The 16,837-nt window shown below is 61.9% G+C and carries 15 protein-coding genes; 10 read left to right on the top strand and 5 right to left on the bottom strand.

Annotated features, from left to right (window positions below; translation table 11 throughout):
* Positions 1-131: 131 nt before the first annotated feature.
* From V1471_RS06240 to V1471_RS06230, 3 genes are all read right to left on the bottom strand, one after another.
* Complete coding sequence (locus V1471_RS06240; protein WP_434287495.1) at positions 132-2,207, bottom strand: GumC family protein; 2,076 nt, start codon at positions 2,205-2,207, stop codon at positions 132-134.
* 90 nt (positions 2,208-2,297) lie between these two features.
* The gene (locus V1471_RS06235; RefSeq protein WP_434287494.1) at positions 2,298-2,966 is read right to left on the bottom strand and encodes a YjbF family lipoprotein; all 669 of its coding nucleotides are present in this window, start codon (positions 2,964-2,966) and stop codon (positions 2,298-2,300) included.
* Positions 2,963-5,041, bottom strand: a complete 2,079-nt coding sequence (locus tag V1471_RS06230) for a YjbH domain-containing protein (RefSeq protein WP_434287493.1) — start codon at positions 5,039-5,041, stop codon at positions 2,963-2,965. Before V1471_RS06230 ends, V1471_RS06235 begins: the two co-directional genes overlap by 4 nt.
* Before the next feature lie 350 nt (positions 5,042-5,391).
* Between V1471_RS06230 and V1471_RS06225 the strand changes: the two genes are divergently transcribed.
* Positions 5,392-6,171 (top strand): metallophosphoesterase, encoded by a 780-nt coding sequence (locus V1471_RS06225; protein ID WP_434287492.1) that lies wholly within the window; start codon positions 5,392-5,394, stop codon positions 6,169-6,171.
* 21 nt (positions 6,172-6,192) lie between these two features.
* Here the strand turns inward: V1471_RS06225 and V1471_RS06220 are convergent, their stop codons facing one another.
* Positions 6,193-6,351, bottom strand: coding sequence for a hypothetical protein (locus V1471_RS06220; RefSeq protein ID WP_434287491.1), 159 nt, complete (start codon positions 6,349-6,351; stop codon positions 6,193-6,195).
* A gap of 406 nt (positions 6,352-6,757) precedes the next feature.
* Between V1471_RS06220 and V1471_RS06215 the strand changes: the two genes are divergently transcribed.
* The 9 genes from V1471_RS06215 (at position 6,758) to V1471_RS06175 (ending at position 15,744) form a co-directional block, all read left to right on the top strand.
* Complete coding sequence (locus V1471_RS06215; protein ID WP_434287490.1) at positions 6,758-7,813, top strand: glycosyltransferase family 4 protein; 1,056 nt, start codon at positions 6,758-6,760, stop codon at positions 7,811-7,813.
* Positions 7,814-7,866: 53 nt separating this feature from the next.
* Positions 7,867-8,133 carry a spike base protein, RCAP_Rcc01079 family gene (locus tag V1471_RS06210; RefSeq protein ID WP_434287489.1) on the top strand — a complete coding sequence of 89 codons (267 nt, stop codon included), beginning with the start codon at positions 7,867-7,869 and terminating at the stop codon, positions 8,131-8,133.
* Positions 8,133-9,086: a phage head spike fiber domain-containing protein gene (locus V1471_RS06205; protein WP_434287488.1), complete on the top strand. Its 954-nt coding sequence runs from the start codon at positions 8,133-8,135 to the stop codon at positions 9,084-9,086. The genes V1471_RS06210 and V1471_RS06205 overlap by 1 nt, the downstream gene beginning before the upstream one ends.
* Before the next feature lie 323 nt (positions 9,087-9,409).
* Positions 9,410-10,210, top strand: coding sequence for a sulfotransferase family 2 domain-containing protein (locus V1471_RS06200; RefSeq protein ID WP_434287487.1), 801 nt, complete (start codon positions 9,410-9,412; stop codon positions 10,208-10,210).
* Positions 10,203-11,462 (top strand): lipopolysaccharide biosynthesis protein, encoded by a 1,260-nt coding sequence (locus tag V1471_RS06195; RefSeq protein ID WP_434287486.1) that lies wholly within the window; start codon positions 10,203-10,205, stop codon positions 11,460-11,462. Before V1471_RS06200 ends, V1471_RS06195 begins: the two co-directional genes overlap by 8 nt.
* Complete coding sequence (locus tag V1471_RS06190; RefSeq protein WP_434287485.1) at positions 11,459-12,574, top strand: glycosyltransferase family 4 protein; 1,116 nt, start codon at positions 11,459-11,461, stop codon at positions 12,572-12,574. The genes V1471_RS06195 and V1471_RS06190 overlap by 4 nt, the downstream gene beginning before the upstream one ends.
* Positions 12,571-13,266 carry a sulfotransferase family 2 domain-containing protein gene (locus V1471_RS06185; RefSeq protein ID WP_434287484.1) on the top strand — a complete coding sequence of 232 codons (696 nt, stop codon included), beginning with the start codon at positions 12,571-12,573 and terminating at the stop codon, positions 13,264-13,266. Before V1471_RS06190 ends, V1471_RS06185 begins: the two co-directional genes overlap by 4 nt.
* A gap of 1 nt (position 13,267) precedes the next feature.
* Positions 13,268-14,488: a glycosyltransferase family 4 protein gene (locus V1471_RS06180; RefSeq protein WP_434287483.1), complete on the top strand. Its 1,221-nt coding sequence runs from the start codon at positions 13,268-13,270 to the stop codon at positions 14,486-14,488.
* On the top strand, positions 14,485-15,744 hold the full coding sequence (locus tag V1471_RS06175; RefSeq protein ID WP_434287482.1) for an O-antigen ligase family protein: 1,260 nt from the start codon (positions 14,485-14,487) through the stop codon (positions 15,742-15,744). The genes V1471_RS06180 and V1471_RS06175 overlap by 4 nt, the downstream gene beginning before the upstream one ends.
* A gap of 65 nt (positions 15,745-15,809) precedes the next feature.
* Here V1471_RS06175 and V1471_RS06170 read toward each other — a convergent pair whose 3' ends face one another.
* On the bottom strand, positions 15,810-16,700 hold the full coding sequence (locus V1471_RS06170) for a LysR substrate-binding domain-containing protein (protein WP_434287481.1): 891 nt from the start codon (positions 16,698-16,700) through the stop codon (positions 15,810-15,812).
* Positions 16,701-16,837: the final 137 nt, after the last annotated feature.

Genomic DNA, 16,837 nt, shown 5'->3' with positions numbered 1-16,837 from the left:
GTGCAGCCATTCGGTTTTCTTTTTTGCGAAGGATGCGCGCGCGAGGCGTCGCACATCCGGGGCGTGTCATGAGGCTTGTCGCAGGGCGTGTCATGAGGCGTGTCATGGGGGGCACATGTCCTGAGAACTGGTCAGTTTGTGTAATACTTGGCGCCATAAGCCCCGTAGGCCCCATAGGAATCCCCGTAGCCATAGTTTTTCATGCCTTTCGGGTCGATCTGGTTGAGCACCAGCCCGCTGACGCTGACCCCGACGGTCTCGAACATGCGCAGCGCGTTCTGGAGCTGGGTCTTCGTGGTCTTGTCCCAATGGACGGTGAAGAGCAGGGCATCGGCATGTTGCGCGAGAACCCGCGCATCGGGGACCACGAGCACCGGCGGCGTGTCGACGATGATCATGTCATAGGCGTTCCGCGCGGTTTCCAGAAAGGCGGCGAATCGCTCGGAGGACAGGATATCCGCGGCGTTGACCGTGCTGGGTTCGCTGATGAGGATGTCGGCCTTCATCACCGGGTCATGAATGACCGCGTCCTCGAGCGAGATCTCATTGGCGAGCACCGCCATCAGCCCCTTGGCGTTCTTGACGTCGAGGTACTGGCTGAACACCCTGCGCCGGATATCGCCTTCGAGCAGGAGAACCTTTTTGCCGAGCCCGACGAAGTTCTGGGCCAGGGCAAAGGAGATCGTGGTTTTCCCTTCGCCGGGCAGGGAGGAGGTCAGCATGATGACCTGCGGTGTCTTGTCCAAACCGGACAACATCACGGATGTGCGCAGGTTGCGGATCGCCTCCGCCTGGGCGGAGGCCGGTTTCTCGGCGAGATATTCCAGCCCTTCGCGGCGGTTGTCCGATGGCAAAAGCGGGATTTGTCCCATCACGGGCAGGCCGGTTTCCGATTCGAGTTCGGAGGCCTGACGGAACCCGTTCTGCCGCATTTCCCACAGCAGGACAAAGGCACTTCCGGCCATGGCGCCGAGGATCATGGAGATGGCCAGAATAAGCGATTTGCGGGGTTCGGCGGGACCGCCCGGCAGGACGGCATTGGACAGGATGCGGCTGTCCGCCTGTTGAATGCCTTCCTGAGCGGAGGTTTCCTTGAGGCGGCTGAGGAAATATTCGTAAAGCAGGCGGCTGGCCTCGGCTTCGCGGGTGAGTTGCTGAAGCTGGATCAGCTCGTCGCTTTGTCGCGCAATATCGGCCTCCCGCAGGGCAATGCTGGCTTCGAGGGAGCGAACCTGCGCCTCTGTGCGTTGCATCTGGGTGGTGGCTTGCATGAGAATTTGACCGAAGCGGGCGTCGAAGGCGGCGCCTTCGCCGGCTTCATGATAAATCGTCGTCAGGCGCGGGTCGCCCGCCACGTCGACTTTCTGTCCGGCGGGGGCGTTTTCCGCCTCGGTCAGCGCGTCGAGCCGTGCGGTTTCGCTTTGCAGCGCGCTGCGCATGGTCTGAAGCCGCTCGCGCAGCTCCTTGAGCTGACGTTCGAGCGCCTGGACGGTTTCGATGCTGACCACTTCCGAATTGGTCGAGAACTCGGAGACGCGTGCTTCGGCCTGTTCCAGATCCACTTTCAGATCTGCGACCCGGGTGGTGAGCCATTCGGAGGCATCGCGTGTCGCTTCGAATTTCACGTCCATCTGGTACAGGATGTATTGTTCGGCGATCGTATCTGCGAGGCGGGTGGATTTTGGCGCGGCCCCGGTCTCGACCGTGACCTGCAGGACATAGGTCTTGGGCAGGTTGCGTACGGAGATGCGATCCAGCAAGGCGTTGATCGCCAGGGTCATTTGTTGCTCTTCGCTCGCAGATGCGGGCTGTGACCGCGTCAGCGCGGTCTTGATCTTTGTCTTCAGACCGGGCGGGCGCAGGGTCGAATTGAACTCGGGATCTTCGGTCAGGTTCGCGGCGGTGACGACGCGCTCCAGCAAACGGCGGCTTTTGAGGACTTCGACTTCGGTGTTGATGGCTTCCGAATTCGTTCCCAGATTCGGCAGGACCGCGCCGAGATCCACAAGCTGTTCGCCGGAGGCATCCAGCAGGATCACAGAGGTTGCACGGTACTTCGGAGTTGCAAGAGCAAACACATATAAGGCGCCCAGCAGCGCGAAGGCCACGACACTTGCGATGATCCACAGTTTCTTGCGCCACAGGGCGCCGACCATCGCGCCAAGATCGATGACGTCGTCATCGGAGATGTTTGGGGAGGAGGACAACGCTAACTGGTTCCTTTTACATGATACTTTGTAAAATCAATCCGAAAACCGAAGAGAGGGCAACCGTGTTCTCGGCTTTCTGCGCCGGTGTCACGGAATTGTCGCCTGTGGGGCCAGGCGCCTGAGCGCCAATTCGCCGGTCTCCTCGCTGATCCACTGACGCGACTGCACGATGCTCCGGGAGCCCCGTTCCACCCAGAACAGGTTGCGGAACGCCATCTGGCCGTTCCGGCAGGTTTCATAGAACAGGTCTGTGTCAGCTGTGTAACTGTCGCTCAGCTGAACCGGTTCCTGCTTTTGGCGGGTGACCTGACAGCGGAAGGCAAGGGTCTCGGCGGTGCTTCCGGCGGCGAGCAGGGTGACGAAACGTTCGGTGACGGCATTCTGCCCGGAGGTGAGCGCCGACAAGGTTTCGCGCGCATCCGCCGCAAGCTGGTCGTGGCCGAAGCCGCGTGTGGCGATCATCATCCCGTCTTTCATCCCCAGAGACAGACGATCCGGAGAGATCCAGGTTTCCTCGCCCCGGGCGTTGACGGTCTGACGCAGGAAGACCGTGTAGGCGTTGTCGCCGTTCTGAAGCCCGGCCACATAGCCCGGGGCGCCTGAGTTTTGAGCTGCGAGAAAGTCGGCGCCGGGGTCGTAGCCTTTGGAGCGGTTGAGGAATTGCTGGGCGAGCGCGGATTGGTTCGGGTCCGACGAACAGCCGCTCAGAGCCGCGAACAGGCCGAGGACGAGCGCGATGCGGGTCTTCACGGTCATCTCCAGAACCTCCCCCAACGGTCTTCCAGCTCGTTCGTCTGGCTGCCCCTGACCACCTCGTAAAGCCGGTTGCGGACATCGAGCCGCGCGCCGCCGTCGCGCAGGACCGGGCGGATGGTCGTGCCATAGCCGCCCTGCACGGGCGCGCCGCTCAGCCAGTCGATCGGGACGGTAAAGCGGATGCCCTTGTCGAAGGAGCCTTCGCCGAAATCGTCGAAGGAGACATCCGTGAGGGTAAAGAAGGCGCCGACGCGAAAGCCGTTGTCGAACTCGCGGTCGAGAGAAAACGTCGCGCCATAATCCCCGGCGAGATAGCGCCCGACATCGAGCTGACCCAGATAGCCGCGGCCGAGATCGTAATAGACCGAGGCATGGCCGGTCACGATGTCGTAGTCCTGAAAGCCGAAGAGCTGATCATAATCGCGTTTTTTGGCATAGTTCACTTCGGCACCCAGAGCGAGCGGACTGTTGAGCGGTTTCCAGAGCAGTTCCGTCGACAGGCCGCCATACATGGTTTCCAGATAACCCGCGGTCACCCGGCCAAAGAGGTTCCTGCCGGGGCGGAAGAAATATTCCGCCGTGAGATGTTTGATCTCCAGATCGGAGTCTTTGGCATAGTCGACGACATCGGTGCGCACATGGGGCAGGACCGAGCTGGAGGAGCGCGTGCTCTCGTCGAGATTGCCGACGATCGGCTGGCGGATCGCCCCGGAGAAGATCAGCCCGCGCACCGGCGTGAAGGCGGCTTCGGCCTGAAGCCCCAGATCGGCCCGCAGGGGGTTGTCCGGATCGAACAGCGCCGGATCGAAATAGGGGCTCAGGCGCCAGTCGAATTTGGGATAGGTCCCGGCGATCGCCGTCGCCTCGGTGCGGGGCGCGTCCTCGAACCCGGCGCGGACATAGCTGCGCCAGCTGCCGTCGAGATCGTATTCCAGCGCCTCGAGATCGGAGCGGCGCAGCGTGGTGCGCGAGGTGGTCATCCCGTTCGCGGTGCTTTCCACCCGAAAGGTCGTCACCGTCTCGGGCAGATGATTGGCCAGAACCCGGGCCGTGCGGCCCAGAGCCTGAGCCTCCGCCGGATAGCGCCCGTTGGCCATGCGCACCGTGGCGGTCGACCCTTCGACCGTGAGGCCTTCGAGCGCGATGCCCTGATCCCGGAGTGCGGCGGACAGCGGGCTGTTCTTGCTTTCAACGCTGCCGTCGGTCCAGGACAGCGCCGCGGCGGTCTGGCGCGGCACGAGGGCAGGCGGGGCTTCTTCGATGCCGCTGGCATAGGCCGGGTTCTGCGGGTCGATCGGCAGGTTGGCCATGAAACCGATCTCGGAGCCGTGCAGCGCATAGACCGTCAGATCCGCGCCGTTGCCGAAGCCGTAGGACAGCGCGGCATTGAAGGGCGTCCTGTGCTCGAAGCCGGTGCGCGCGACCTCGCGCCCATAGTCGTCGGAGGAATATTCCAGCCGGAAAGACAGCCGGTCGCTGATCTGATAGGCCAGCCCGCCGAACAGCGCCGCATCGCCGCGGAACCATTGGTCCGTTTCCAGACGCCCGACTTCCGTGATGCTCGACGGACCGGCGCCGCGGGTGTCGAAAGTGTCCGAAAGCGCGCCGAGCGGGTTGTCGAAGCTGCCATAGCTGCCCAGACGCCCCCAGCCGATCCCGCCGGTGAGCGACAGGCGCTCGTCCATGAAATGCTTGGTGGCCGCGACATATTCCGAGCTGTAAATACCGGTCCCGCCGAAATCCCGCAGGGCCACGACGACGGAGGGGCGCAGGTCGGTCTCCCCGGCGATCAGATACCCCAGATCGAAACTGCGGTCGTAGCGGGTGCCGATCACCGCATCGTAGTCGTCGATGATCGAATAGCGGAACGATCCGAAGATGCGCGGTGTGATCTGAAAGCTCAGATTGTATCTTTGCGTGCCGTCGCGAAAGGCGGTGTTCAGGTGGAGCGTGCCGTCGGGAAACACCTCTCCGGTCGGCATGTCAATGAGGCCGGGCGTGCCGAAGGTGGAGACCGGAAACCTGAGGTCCACATTTTGCGCCAGTGCGGGGGCGGCGGACAGGGCTGCTGACACCCAAAGCCCATGAAAATATTTGTGAAACGTCACACCGTACCTCAAGCTTTGGCACCCGTATAGCTTGCCTGACCCGACATTGAAACTCTTCTCTATATTGGGCGGCGTCGGCAGTGCCGTCAAACGGGACATCGTGAAACATTTGCCGCGATCGGCGCTTTTTTGCTCTTAATTTGAGCCGTAAAATGCCATCGTCACCCGAAGCCACGGCTTGCCCCCTGCGGTCGAACAGGGCGGCAGCCTGTCCGGAGCGGCCAGACCTCTGACCGGCGCAAGACGATAAGACGATAAGACGATGAGACGGCGCGCGGGATTTGTCCGCTCAAAGCCGAATTGAAAAGGACCAAGCTGTGTTCAGACACGTGTTCCGCCGCAGGCCCCAGAAGACGGACCTGCCTCTCCCGCAGCGCTTCGAAGGGGGGCCGCCAGCCCCCGAAACGGCGCTGGCCATTGTCGGGGATCTGCACGGTGAACTGGTCTGTCTGGACAAGATGATCGACCGGCTCTGCGCGCGTGCGCCGCGTGCGCGCTGGGTCTTCGTCGGCGATTTTATCGACCGGGGAGATCACAGCGCCGGGGTGCTCGACCGTCTCAGGGCGCTCGAAGCGGATCGTCCCGACACCGTGTTCCTCCTCGGCAACCACGAAGAGATGATGCTGGCCTTCCTGCGGGAGCCGGAACAGGCCGGAAATCGCTGGATGCGCCATGGCGGGTTGCAGACCATGGCGAGCTTCGGGGCTTTCCAGCTCGGGGTGCAGAATGCGCCCGAGGCGCTGCGCCGCGCGCGGGACCGGCTGCTGGAGGTCATGCCCGAGGGCCTGCACGACTGGCTCGCCGCGCGCCCGCGGTGGTTCGGGAGCGGCAATGTCGCCGTGGTCCATGCCGGGGCCGATCCCGCGACGCCGATCGTGGCGCAAACCGAACAGGCGCTGACCTGGGGGCACAAGGCCTTCGGCCAACACGCCCGCGACGACGGTCTGTGGGTCGTGCACGGCCATACCATCGTCGATCTGCCGCAGGAAAAAAACGGCGTCATCTCGATCGACACCGGCGCCTATGCCACCGGACGCCTCACCGCGGCGATCATCGAAAACGGGCAGCTGGAGTTCATCCAGGCCAGAACCCGGTAACTCCCACGAGGCGGTCGTGCCTCATCGGCGCATCGCCGCGCCGACCTGAAAACCCTCGCTGAACGCCATGGCGAGCCGTGCGAAGACATCTGGTTGCGTCGGGCCGGAGGGAGGCGCGAGCACTGGCGCGGGAACCTGACGTTTCGCGCCAGACCCGGTCGGCGCCTTGCGCTGCCTCATGTTGTGTCCTCAGGCCATGCGCGCAAAACCTTGTGACGAAATAATTAAATTTTTGCCGCGCTTGAAGTGGAGGGCTTTATGTACCACCCTTACCCTAATTGCATCGCAAGGCGATTCTGCGACGCAGCGACGATTGGCATAGTGTTTATGATCATAGAGATTATGACCCCTGTGATCGAAGGATGATATGACAAGTTTTGAGCTGACGCAGAGGCTTAAATCCGTCGCGTTTCAGTTCGGGGTCAGCGCCGGGGCCCCCGAGAATTCGTCTGAGATCCTGAAACGGCAGGTGGCCGGGATACGGCCTTATTTTCAAAATACCATCATCTAGCGAGGACACGACATGTCAGAAAGCCTCAAAGTCCTGCACACTTGCGAAACCGCAATTGGGGGGATCGGAGTTTATATGAAGGCTCTTGCCACGATAGACTCGCAGGAGGCGAATCAGACCTTCCTTTTGCCGGACGAGCATGCGCAGATCATGGCGGGGGATCCGCGGTTGGCGACATATACGCGAGGCAAACGTGGACTTGCGAGCCTGATCAATCAGTTCCGGGCATTGCGAAAGCTGAGTGCCGATAAAAAACCCGATGTGGTGGTGTTCCACTCGACCTTTTCGCTTTTGGCACTGGCGCTGACCCGGACTCTCCGTCTGGGCAAGGCGAAGCCCCGTTTGATCTATATCGCGCATTGCTGGGCAAGCGAACAATATACCGGGGCGAAAGCGCGTCTCGTCCGGGCCATCGAGGGACGGCTCTGCGGCTTTGCCGATGTTGTCGTCAATATCTCGCACAACGATCTGAAGATCGCGCAGGACAATCGCTTCTGGGGGCATCATGTTCTGGTCGAGAATGCGGTGCCGGATGTGAGCGCCGACGTGCGCGACGATCTCTTCGCGTCGGAACCCGAGGCCCTGCACCTGTTGTTCATCGGGCGGTTCGACCGGCAGAAGGGGCTTGACATCCTGATGGAGGCGCTGCCGCGTGTGCAGGAGCGAAGACCGGATCTGAAGCTGCATGTGATCGGGGGGGCGGTGCGTGCGGGACGTGCACCTGATTTTCCGTCCGGTGTGGATCATGTGAAATGGGTTGCGCATGACGAGGTCGACCAATGGTATCGCTCCGCCGATGCGCTCGTGCTGGCCTCGCGCTGGGAGGGATTGCCGCTCGTTATCCCCGAGGCCTTGCGCAACGGGACACCGGTCGTGGTGTCGCAACGTTCCGGGATGGAGACGCTTTTCGAGGAAGGCACAGAGGGCTTCAGCTATCCGCTCAGCGTCGAGGCGCTGGCCGAGAGACTTGCCACGCTGGATCGGACGCAGTTGCGCGCGATGCGACCGGCGTGCCGGGCGCTTTACGAAAGCCGCTATTCGATGTCGCGTCTGCATGCCGAAATCCTGCGCGCGTATCGTGGTGAGGCGATGGACCTTTCCGTCCCGTCCGGGCAGCGTACGCTCAACTAGGCATGAATTAACCGAGAGCAGTGATCTTGAGCGCACAGCAAAGGAGAACTGACATGCCAGCAATTGATGACTTTCAAGGGCGCGCTCCCGCTCGCGCGGGCGGCCCGGCCAATCTGGCCCTGGTGACGCCAAACGACAGCACCGATCTGAGCCATGTAAGCCAATGGGTCTATGTCGGTGCGGCGGGCGCGCTCAAAGTGACCACCAAAGGGGGGCAAACCCTGACGACGCCGACGCTCATTGCAGGGTGGCACCTGATCGAGCTGACCCGCATCCATGCCACCGGCACCACCGCCAGCGAGATCATGGTGGGCTGGTGATGCAGACCGCACTCCGCTATCTCATCACACGCCCCCATCAGGCAGGATCGCTTTATGCCGTCAACGGCATCGAACCGGTCGAGTTCTGGGACTTCGATGCGGGGCTGATCCCTTCTGGGGTCTCGATCGGCCGCGCCGCTGCGGCTTTCGGCTATGATGCGGCGGGGCGGTTGGTGTCCTATCCCGTCGACACCCTCCGGTTCGACGCCCGTGGCGTGTTGCGCACGGCCCTGTTCGAGACGGCGGCGACAAACCTGCTGAGCCGCGCGATTGCAAACTCTTCGACGGGGTGGGCGCTCAGCGGTGCGAGCGGCAGCGACCTTGCGCTCAATGCGCTGGGTCTGTTTCCGGGGATACGAATTACCTCGAACGGGCTGATCTGGCATCGCCTGAACCATATTGATGAACCCGCCGTGACCAGCGGTATGAGCTATCACCTGCGGGCTTTCTTCAGGTTCGGTACTTCGGGCGCCATTCTGGCGACGCTGCGGAATATGGCAGGCGCCGTGGAAAGCCGGGTGAAGTTCAGCGTGACGGAGATCACCGATATGGGAGCAGGTGCGGGCCCCATCGCCAATGCCTCGCTGACCGCGCTTGGCGTCGATGACGTTTACCGCTTGGATCTCAACATCACTCCGAATTACTCCGGGACGCTGAGTATAGGGCTCGGGCCCGGCAGTGCGACCTCCGGGGCGACCGTGACACTGCTTGGGGCGCAGTTCGAAGCCGGAACCGTCGGCACGAGTTTCATCAACAGTGTCGGATCGGCGCTGACACGGCCTGTCGACAGCGTGACCTGGGCAGCGCCGGAGGGCAGCTATGATCTGAGGATCATTGATTCTTCCGGCACCGCCACAGACAGCCTTTCCGTCAGCGTCGGGGCCGGGTGGGCGCCGCATGCCCTGCCATTTTCCCCGGCGCGTGTGCTGCTCTATCCGACAGGCACGCTTTAAGGCCAAGCATCCTTGGCGACGACAAAATCGACGGCGTGGCGATAAGCAAGTTTCCGCGCCGTCGGACACGTTTAAGGCGAGGAAGGGGTTGCTTTTCGCATTTAATCGGGCAAGTTTAGCTGCTGTGCAGCATTGGGAAAAACACGCCACACCGAAGCAAACGGCTTATCTCTTCCGGCGCGTAATTTTACGCCTCGACTTGGACCTGTGACAGGCTTGCCTGTGTGCCTGATCCTTCGATGAGGTGGCCTTGCTGCCATTGTTTTGTATGATCGTGGCCGTCGTCCCGTGCCACGATCACTTTAAGCGGGAGTGGCGCTGAGATGGGAATCGTTGATCAGGCCAAGGCTCTTCGGGCACGCCTCGTCGAAAACACGATGCCGCAGCGGTTTGTGTTTCATCATGTTCCGAAATGTGGCGGAACCTCGGTGGGACGTGCGTTGCGCAAACGCTATATCCTGTCGCAGGCGACGGTGAAGCCGGACCAAAGTTTCTTTGCCTTCGAAGCCTATAGCGGACGTAGCGACCGGGAAGCCATGCTCGTCGACGTGGCTGAACTGCGCGAGCAGATGATGCTCTATCACATGTTCGACGATGTCCATTGCGTCTCGCTGCATGTGCCGTTTTCGGACATCGCCCATGCCCGGTTTGCAGAGCGCTACAAATTCATCACCGTGCTTCGGGAGCCGGTCGCCCGGTTCGTCTCCCATTACTTCTGGAGCTACCAGAAGCCGAACGATCACGCCCGGATCGAAGAGGATTTCGAGACTTTTCTCGGCACGGAGCGTGCACGTCGGCTCGGCGCCAGTTATGTCGAATATTATTCCGGGGCGCCGATGGCCCCAGATCTTGCCGAACCCGAACTGATCGCGCGCGCCATCGCCAATCTGCGCGAACGTTTCGACGTGGTCGGGCGGCTCGACGATCTGCCTGGGTTCGAGGCGTCGCTGCACCAGGCTTTGGGCGTACGCATCAAAGTCGGTCATGAAAACAAGGCTCGGCAGCCTCAGGCAACGCGCAAAACGATGGTGACGCCCGAATTGATGGCGCGCGCCCGCGAAGTCTGTGCCCCCGATATCGCGGTTTGGGACGCGATGTTTGGCGCAGGCGGGGCAGATGACTGAAGCGCCGCAGGGCGAGGCCCGTGTCAGTCTGCGCCGATTGGTCGGCTGGGGGCTGATCGGGCAGCTTTCCTACGTGATCAGCCAGTTTCTTTTGCTGGTTGCGCTCGCGCGCTACGCCTCGGTGGCCGATGTCGGTCGTTTTGGCTTGGTGAGTGCGATCACTTTGCCGATCTATTGGTTTTTCAACCTTGGAATCCGCGCCAATCAGGCCACCGACACACGGGGCACGTTCAGTTTTCACGAATTCCTCGTCCTGCGGATCGTCGCGAGCCTGGTCGCGTATGGGATCATCGTTTTGCTGGCCTTCACAGTGGTGGATCCGCTGGCGCGCACTGTGATGCTGGTCTTCGGGGCGGCGAAGGGTGTCGAAACCTATTCCGAGCTGTGTTACGGTGCCTTCCAGCGCGCCGACCGGATGTCGGATGTCGCGATTTCCCTGATTTTGCGCGGCTTTGGCGGCACGGCGTTGTTCTGGATCGTGATCGCGCAGACCGGCTCGACCTCGGCGGCCTATGGCGGGCTGCTGCTGGCCTGGGTCGTGGTTGCGGCGGGCTTCGATCTGACCCGTGCGCTGCGCATGGCGCAGGGGGCAGGCGACCACGGAACGGTGCGGACGAAAGTGGTCTGGAAACTCGCGATCACCTCCTTGCCGCTCGCGTTCAACGCGCTGCTGTCGGCTCTGCAAGGCGCCTCGCCGCGTTATGTCATCGGCCATTTCCTCGGCCTTGTGGCTTTGGGGCATTTCACCGTTGTTGGCTATGCCATGCAGGCGGTGACCACGATCGTCAATGCGATCGGGCAATCCATCGTGGCGCGCTTGGCGCATTACGTGTCTTCCGGAAACCGGCATGCGTTTCGCCGGACATTGCGCCGTTTCCTTCAGCTTGTCGCGGTGGCTTCGGCGATCGCGTCTCTGGCGATGCTCGGGTTCGGCAATTGGGTGCTCGTGCTGATCTTCGGCGCCGATTATGCGGGGCAGGGCGCGCTTCTGGCGCTGGTGATGATCGCGGCGGGAACAACCGCGAGTGCCACCATCCTGCAATCGGGTCTTCTGGCGACGCGCCGCTTCGGACTTAATCTGCGAATCCGGATCGTCAGCTTTGTCGCGCTGCTGATCGGCAGTGTGATCGGGGCGCTGACACTCGGACTGCCGGGGGTGGTGATGGGCATGATCGCCAGCGCTGCCTTGCAGAGCGGTCTGCTCTGGGAGACGTTGCGACGGCTGCCTTTCGAGACGGGGGACCCGCGATGAGCAAAGCACGCTTGAGTTTCGTTCTTGAGGATGCCCTTGGATGGCGCACCTACCGCGCCCGGCTCGAAGCGGTGCTGGCGCAGCGTGAGGATATCGAGGCGCAGGTGATCCCGGTCACGCTGACCCGCCGCGACACGCTGTTTTTCAAACGCAACAACATGCGTTCCCGGGACCATCTGTTCCGGCGCATCGACCCGATCGACGCCTTCGCTGGGCGCACCGGACGTGCGATCCGGGCGGGCCTGAGCGAATTTCGCTCCGAGGCCGTGCACTTCGCCGCGCATTGGCCCGCCGCCGCGCTCGCTGGGCAGGCGGGCGCCATGCCCTTTACCGTGACGCTCGACAACACCCGTGCCGGGATCGAACGCGATCTGCCGCGGGGCGCGTGGACGGCGGCCGACATGGCCCGGGAAGCGGCTCTGTTGCAGGCGGCGGCCCATGTCTTTCCAATGAGCCACTGGACGGCGCGCTCGGTGATCTCCGATTGCGGCGTCGCCCCGGAGGCGGTCACCGTCATGCCCCCTTCGATCGATGTCGCGCAGTTTGTGCCCGCGCGGCTGGCCGGGCGCGAAGGGAAGCTTCGGGTGATCTTCATCGGCAACGATATTGCGCGCAAAGGCGCCGTCGATCTGGCCAATTGGATCGCTGGGCCGCTTGCGGAGCTTGCCGAACTGCATATCGTTTCCGGCGATCCGGCGGCGCGCGCGCTTTCAGACAAGGCGACGGTACATGGCAGGGTGCCCAACGCGCGTCTCGTCACAGAGCTGTTGCCGGAGATGGACGTGTTGTGCCTGCCGACACGATCGGACATGTCGCCACAAGTGCTGGCCGAGGCGGCGGCGGCCGGGTTGCCCGCGGTGGCCAGCCGGATCGGTGGCATTCCCGATATGATCCTCGAGGGGGAGACCGGGTTCACCGTGCCCGCAGGCGATGCGGCGGGCTTTGTCGCCGCGCTTGCAGGCCTGGCGCAGAACCGCATCCTTGCGGCAAAAATCGGGACGTCCGCGCGTGCACATGCCGTCGAGGCCTTCGACGCAGCCCGCAATTTCAACCAACTGATTGACCGGCTCGTGGCAATCGCTCGTACGAAACATGGAGAACCGAAGTTATGAAACCGAGAGAAATTGCTTCAGCGTTTGGATACGCCAAGCCTTACTTTTACAACTACTGGAAATTCAATCGTGTTCATACGGCAGATATCACCCCCAGCATGCGCGATTCCGGGTCGATCTTCATTCATATTCCCAAGACTGCGGGCATGAGCATCCATCGTACCATATATGACCGCGATACCGGCCATGGCCATGCGCCGGCTTACGGGTTTCGCAAACGCAATCCGCAAGAATACGATAAGCTGTTTACCTTCACCATCATGCGGGAGCCGACGGATCGCTTCATTTCCGCCTTCTATTATCTGAAGACAGCGCCGATCAACGATCGTGACGAAAAATGGGGCAAGGACCACCTGGCCGGTTATCAAGGCCCCAACGAGTTGCTGACGGCAATCCGCGAAAATCGCTGGGTCAGGGGAGAGATGCTGAGCTGGGTGCATTTCACGCCGCAGGCATGGTTTATCAACGATCAGGCCGGGAACCAGATGGTCGAATATATCGGCAGGCTTGAAGAGTTCGACCGTCACATGAGTGAGATCGCCACGCGTCTCGGTCGCGATTTCACTCCGAAACAGGTCAACAAATCCAAACGACCGCGTGAGACCCCTCTGGACGATGCAAACCTCGCGCTGTTGCACGATTTTTATGCCGAGGATTACGAACTTTACGACAAACTCTTCGGAACGAATTGATATGTCCCTGGACACCGTCGTCATCGCCACCGACAGCGCAAGGCTGAACGGGGGGACGGCCAAAGTCGCCTTCACCGAGGCGGCTGGTCTGGTCGCGGCGGGGTATCGGGTGATTTTCTTTGCCCCAACCGGTCCGGTCGATCCGGGGCTCGCCGCCAGCGGGGCCGAGGTGGTCTGCCTGAACGAACCCGACGTGCTCGACGATCCGAACCGGCTGCGGGCGATGGGGCGGGGGATCTGGAACCGCGGCGCGGCGCGGGCGCTCCGCGAGGTTCTGGCCCCGCTCGACCCCAAACGCACCGCGATCCATGCCCACAGCTTCTCGCGGGCGCTCTCGCCCGCGCTCGGTCCGGTGTTGAGCGGATCGGGCGTTCCGGCGCTGTTCACCATGCACGACTATTTTCTCGCCTGCCCGAATGGCGGGTTCTACGATTACCGGCGCGAGGAAATCTGCACCCGCCGTCCGATGGGCCTGCCGTGCCTGAGCACCAATTGCGATGCGCGCTCGCCCTTGCACAAGGGCTGGCGCGCGGTGCGGCAGGCGGCGCTTTGGGGGCCGGGCGGGCTGCCGCGTACCCTGCGTGACATCGCCTATATCTCCGAAACCCAACTGGCCGCGATGCGCCCCTATCTGCCGGATGGCGCGCGGCTGCACCACATTCTCAATCCGATCGAGATCGATGCCGGGGCGCCGCGGGTGCGCGCCGAAGAGAACGACGTTTTTCTGTTCATCGGCCGTCTGATGCCCGAAAAAGGCGCGCTCGATTTTGCACGCGCGGCAAAAGCTGCCGGGGTGCGCGCGGTGTTTCTCGGTGCGGGACCGCAGGAAGATGCGATCCGGGCCGCCAATCCGGAGGCCGAGCTGATGGGCTGGGTCAGCCCCGCCGAGGTGGCCATGTGGCTGGGCCGGGCGCGGGCGCTGGTGTTCCCCTCGGTCTGGCCTGAACCGTTCGGTCTGGTTGCGGCCGAGGCGCTGTCGCGCGGCGTGCCTGCGATTGCCGGTCGTTGGAATGCCGCATCCGAGATGATCGCCGACGGGACGAACGGTGTGGTATACGAAGAACGCGAAGCTCTGAGCGGGGCGTTGCGGAGCCTGCGCGATGCGGACAGGGTGGCGGCGATGTCGCAGGTGGCCTATGCGCGGCGAAGCGGTTATGCTGCCACGCCCGAAGCGCATTGCGCTCGAGTCAGTGATGTGTTGGAAGGGATCATGCGGAAATGACGGCCGAAGTGGATATGCTGCATCGCAGACAAACGCGCCAGGCGATTTCGCTCGAAGATCTCGTCATGTGGTGCATGCAGCTTTTTCTGGGGTTCCTGTTTGTCGTCCTGATCGAACCGGCGCCGTCGGATTTGTTCTTTGCGCTCGGCTTCGGCATTTTCCTGTTCACCGGAAAATTGGCCGTTGCGCGCAACCTGCATCCCTTCTTTCTGGCCTTCTTGGTGTTCTTCTTCGCCAATATGATTTCGGCCCTGTTCTGGAAAAGCGCCGGGTTCGGGGCACAGTATATGGCGATCACCGTGTACATGCTTCTGATCCCGCTGATGATGGCCCATTTTGCCCTGCGCTACGGAGAAGAGGCCGTCGACCGTTTTTACAAGGCGCTTTTCATCTCTGCGCTGATTTCATCGATCATCGGGGTTCTTGCTGTGCTGCGTCTGACCCCCGGTCCGGTCGATTGGTATTTTCGCAGCGATGATGCGCTGCGGCTCTCTCCTCTGTTCAAAGATCCGAATGTGTTCGGCCCATTCATGACAACAGCGGCAACTCTTCTCATCGGGCAGAGTATGCGCGCGAGCGCGCGCCATAAGGTTCGGGGGTTGCTGCTGGCGCTCTTCATGCTGTTCGTCATGTTTCTGGCTTTTTCGCGCGGAGCCTGGGCGGGGACGGCGCTATCGGCCGCCATCTTCTTTGTGCTGATGGCGCTCTTCGCGCGACAGCGCCGCACCGTCGTCACCTTCTCGCTGTTCAGCACGATTGGCACCACCATTGCGTTGCTCGCGGGCATGGTGCTGCTGATCAAGCTCAATCTTGCCGATTTCTTTACCCGCCGTTTTGCATTGCAATCCTATGACGACAATCGCTTTTCGAACTGGGCAAATGCGCTGGAGGTCATCACCGAACGCCCCTTGGGGGTCGGTCCGGGGCATTATGTCGGTCGCACGCACTTTCCCGAAAGCGAATTCGGTCTCGCCACGCATAACATTTATCTGAAGGTCGCTGTGGAGAACGGCTGGCTTGGCTTTATCGCCTTCTTCGGGGCGATCCTGTTGCTGTTGGTTCAGCTCGCGCACTCCATTATGACAAGCGACGACCGCCAACCGTTGCGCATTGCGATCTTTGCGGCCATCATCGGTCAATTGTTCAACAGTTTCGTGGTCGACTCGTTGCACTGGCGGCATCTTTTCGTGCTGTTCGGCTTTGGCTGCTGCGAACTCGTGCTCTTGCAGATCGGTGCGCGAAAACGGAGCCAGTGAGGCCGTTCGTCTGATCACAATCTTGCCCCTGCACGGCAGCAGGGCTTGCCGGACGCTGTTGCGTCTCAGACGCTTTTGATTTCTCGTTTGAACCAGGCAATCGCCTGTGAACTCAGCGGATGTGGCAAAAGATGCTCGGGGCGCAGAGCCCAGAAACTCTCGGCACTGTGCACCTTGCCTTCGAAAGGCTCGCATAGAATCCCGCTCTCAAGGTCTTTCAGAACATAGATCCGCGGCACCAGCGCCAGACCGAGCGCATGGCGGGCGGCGGTGATCAACGCCGCACTGTTGTCGAAACGCGTTCCCATGATCGCCCCCCTATAGGGCACCGCCGTGCCGCGCAGCCATGTCAGCCAGAGATCCGGGCGCGTGGCGTTTTGCAGGGTCGGCAGATGATCGAAATCCAATATGCCAAGCGGCATGTGCAGCCCGGGCAGGTCTTGCGATGCGATCACGGTCAGGCTCTCGGGCGCAAGCGGCTCCGCGCGCACCCCCGTCCATGCCCCGCCGCCGCGCCGGATGATCAGATCGGCATGGCTCTCATGCGGCGGCACTCTGGTGTCCTGCATGCGAATCTCGATCAACACGCCCGGCAGGGCGGCCCTGAGACGGGCCAGACGCGGGATCAGCCAATGCGTCGCAAAGCCGATCGGAACCTCGATGGAAAAGGCCTCGGTCAGGCTCTGGCCGCGCACCGCGTCGATTGCCGAGGTTTCCAGTTCCGAAAGCAAACGATGCGTGTCCCTGAGATAGGCGTCCCCCACCTCCGTCAACACAAGACGCGACCCGATGCGTTGAAACAGCTTGAGACCGAGGAATTGTTCCAGCGCGGCGATCTGTCGGCTGACCCCGCTTTGGGTGATGCCCAGATCCTGGGCCGCATGGGTGAAACTGCGATGCCGTGCGGCGGCTTCGAAACACTCAAGGGCGGCGAGGGAGGGGATGAAACGACGCATCAGGGGTCACTCCTTATCATGATTAAAACTCATGACGATATGCTGTTCTGCATCCTTTCCTTTTTCGCCCCCTCTGGCAAACTGTTTCAAACAAAGCGATGAAAGTCGCACCCCGCACAAGGTATCGACAGGTCCGG

Source organism: Celeribacter sp. SCSIO 80788 (assembly GCF_051054295.1).
GTDB lineage: Bacteria > Pseudomonadota > Alphaproteobacteria > Rhodobacterales > Rhodobacteraceae > Celeribacter.
This window is presented reverse-complemented; position numbering and strand designations above follow the sequence as displayed.

What these genes read in the sequence shown, in the direction of transcription:
- V1471_RS06235 (WP_434287494.1), bottom strand. Translation starts at nt 2,966, where the DNA reads ATGACCGTGAAGACCCGCATCGCGCTCGTCCTCGGCCTGTTCGCGGCT.
- V1471_RS06220 (WP_434287491.1), bottom strand. Translation starts at nt 6,351, where the DNA reads ATGAGGCAGCGCAAGGCGCCGACCGGGTCTGGCGCGAAACGTCAGGTT.
- V1471_RS06215 (WP_434287490.1), top strand. Translation starts at nt 6,758, where the DNA reads ATGAAGGCTCTTGCCACGATAGACTCGCAGGAGGCGAATCAGACCTTC.
- V1471_RS06210 (WP_434287489.1), top strand. Translation starts at nt 7,867, where the DNA reads ATGCCAGCAATTGATGACTTTCAAGGGCGCGCTCCCGCTCGCGCGGGC.
- V1471_RS06205 (WP_434287488.1), top strand. Translation starts at nt 8,133, where the DNA reads ATGCAGACCGCACTCCGCTATCTCATCACACGCCCCCATCAGGCAGGA.
- V1471_RS06200 (WP_434287487.1), top strand. Translation starts at nt 9,410, where the DNA reads ATGGGAATCGTTGATCAGGCCAAGGCTCTTCGGGCACGCCTCGTCGAA.
- V1471_RS06195 (WP_434287486.1), top strand. Translation starts at nt 10,203, where the DNA reads ATGACTGAAGCGCCGCAGGGCGAGGCCCGTGTCAGTCTGCGCCGATTG.
- V1471_RS06190 (WP_434287485.1), top strand. Translation starts at nt 11,459, where the DNA reads ATGAGCAAAGCACGCTTGAGTTTCGTTCTTGAGGATGCCCTTGGATGG.
- V1471_RS06185 (WP_434287484.1), top strand. Translation starts at nt 12,571, where the DNA reads ATGAAACCGAGAGAAATTGCTTCAGCGTTTGGATACGCCAAGCCTTAC.
- V1471_RS06180 (WP_434287483.1), top strand. Translation starts at nt 13,268, where the DNA reads ATGTCCCTGGACACCGTCGTCATCGCCACCGACAGCGCAAGGCTGAAC.
- V1471_RS06175 (WP_434287482.1), top strand. Translation starts at nt 14,485, where the DNA reads ATGACGGCCGAAGTGGATATGCTGCATCGCAGACAAACGCGCCAGGCG.
- V1471_RS06170 (WP_434287481.1), bottom strand. Translation starts at nt 16,700, where the DNA reads ATGCGTCGTTTCATCCCCTCCCTCGCCGCCCTTGAGTGTTTCGAAGCC.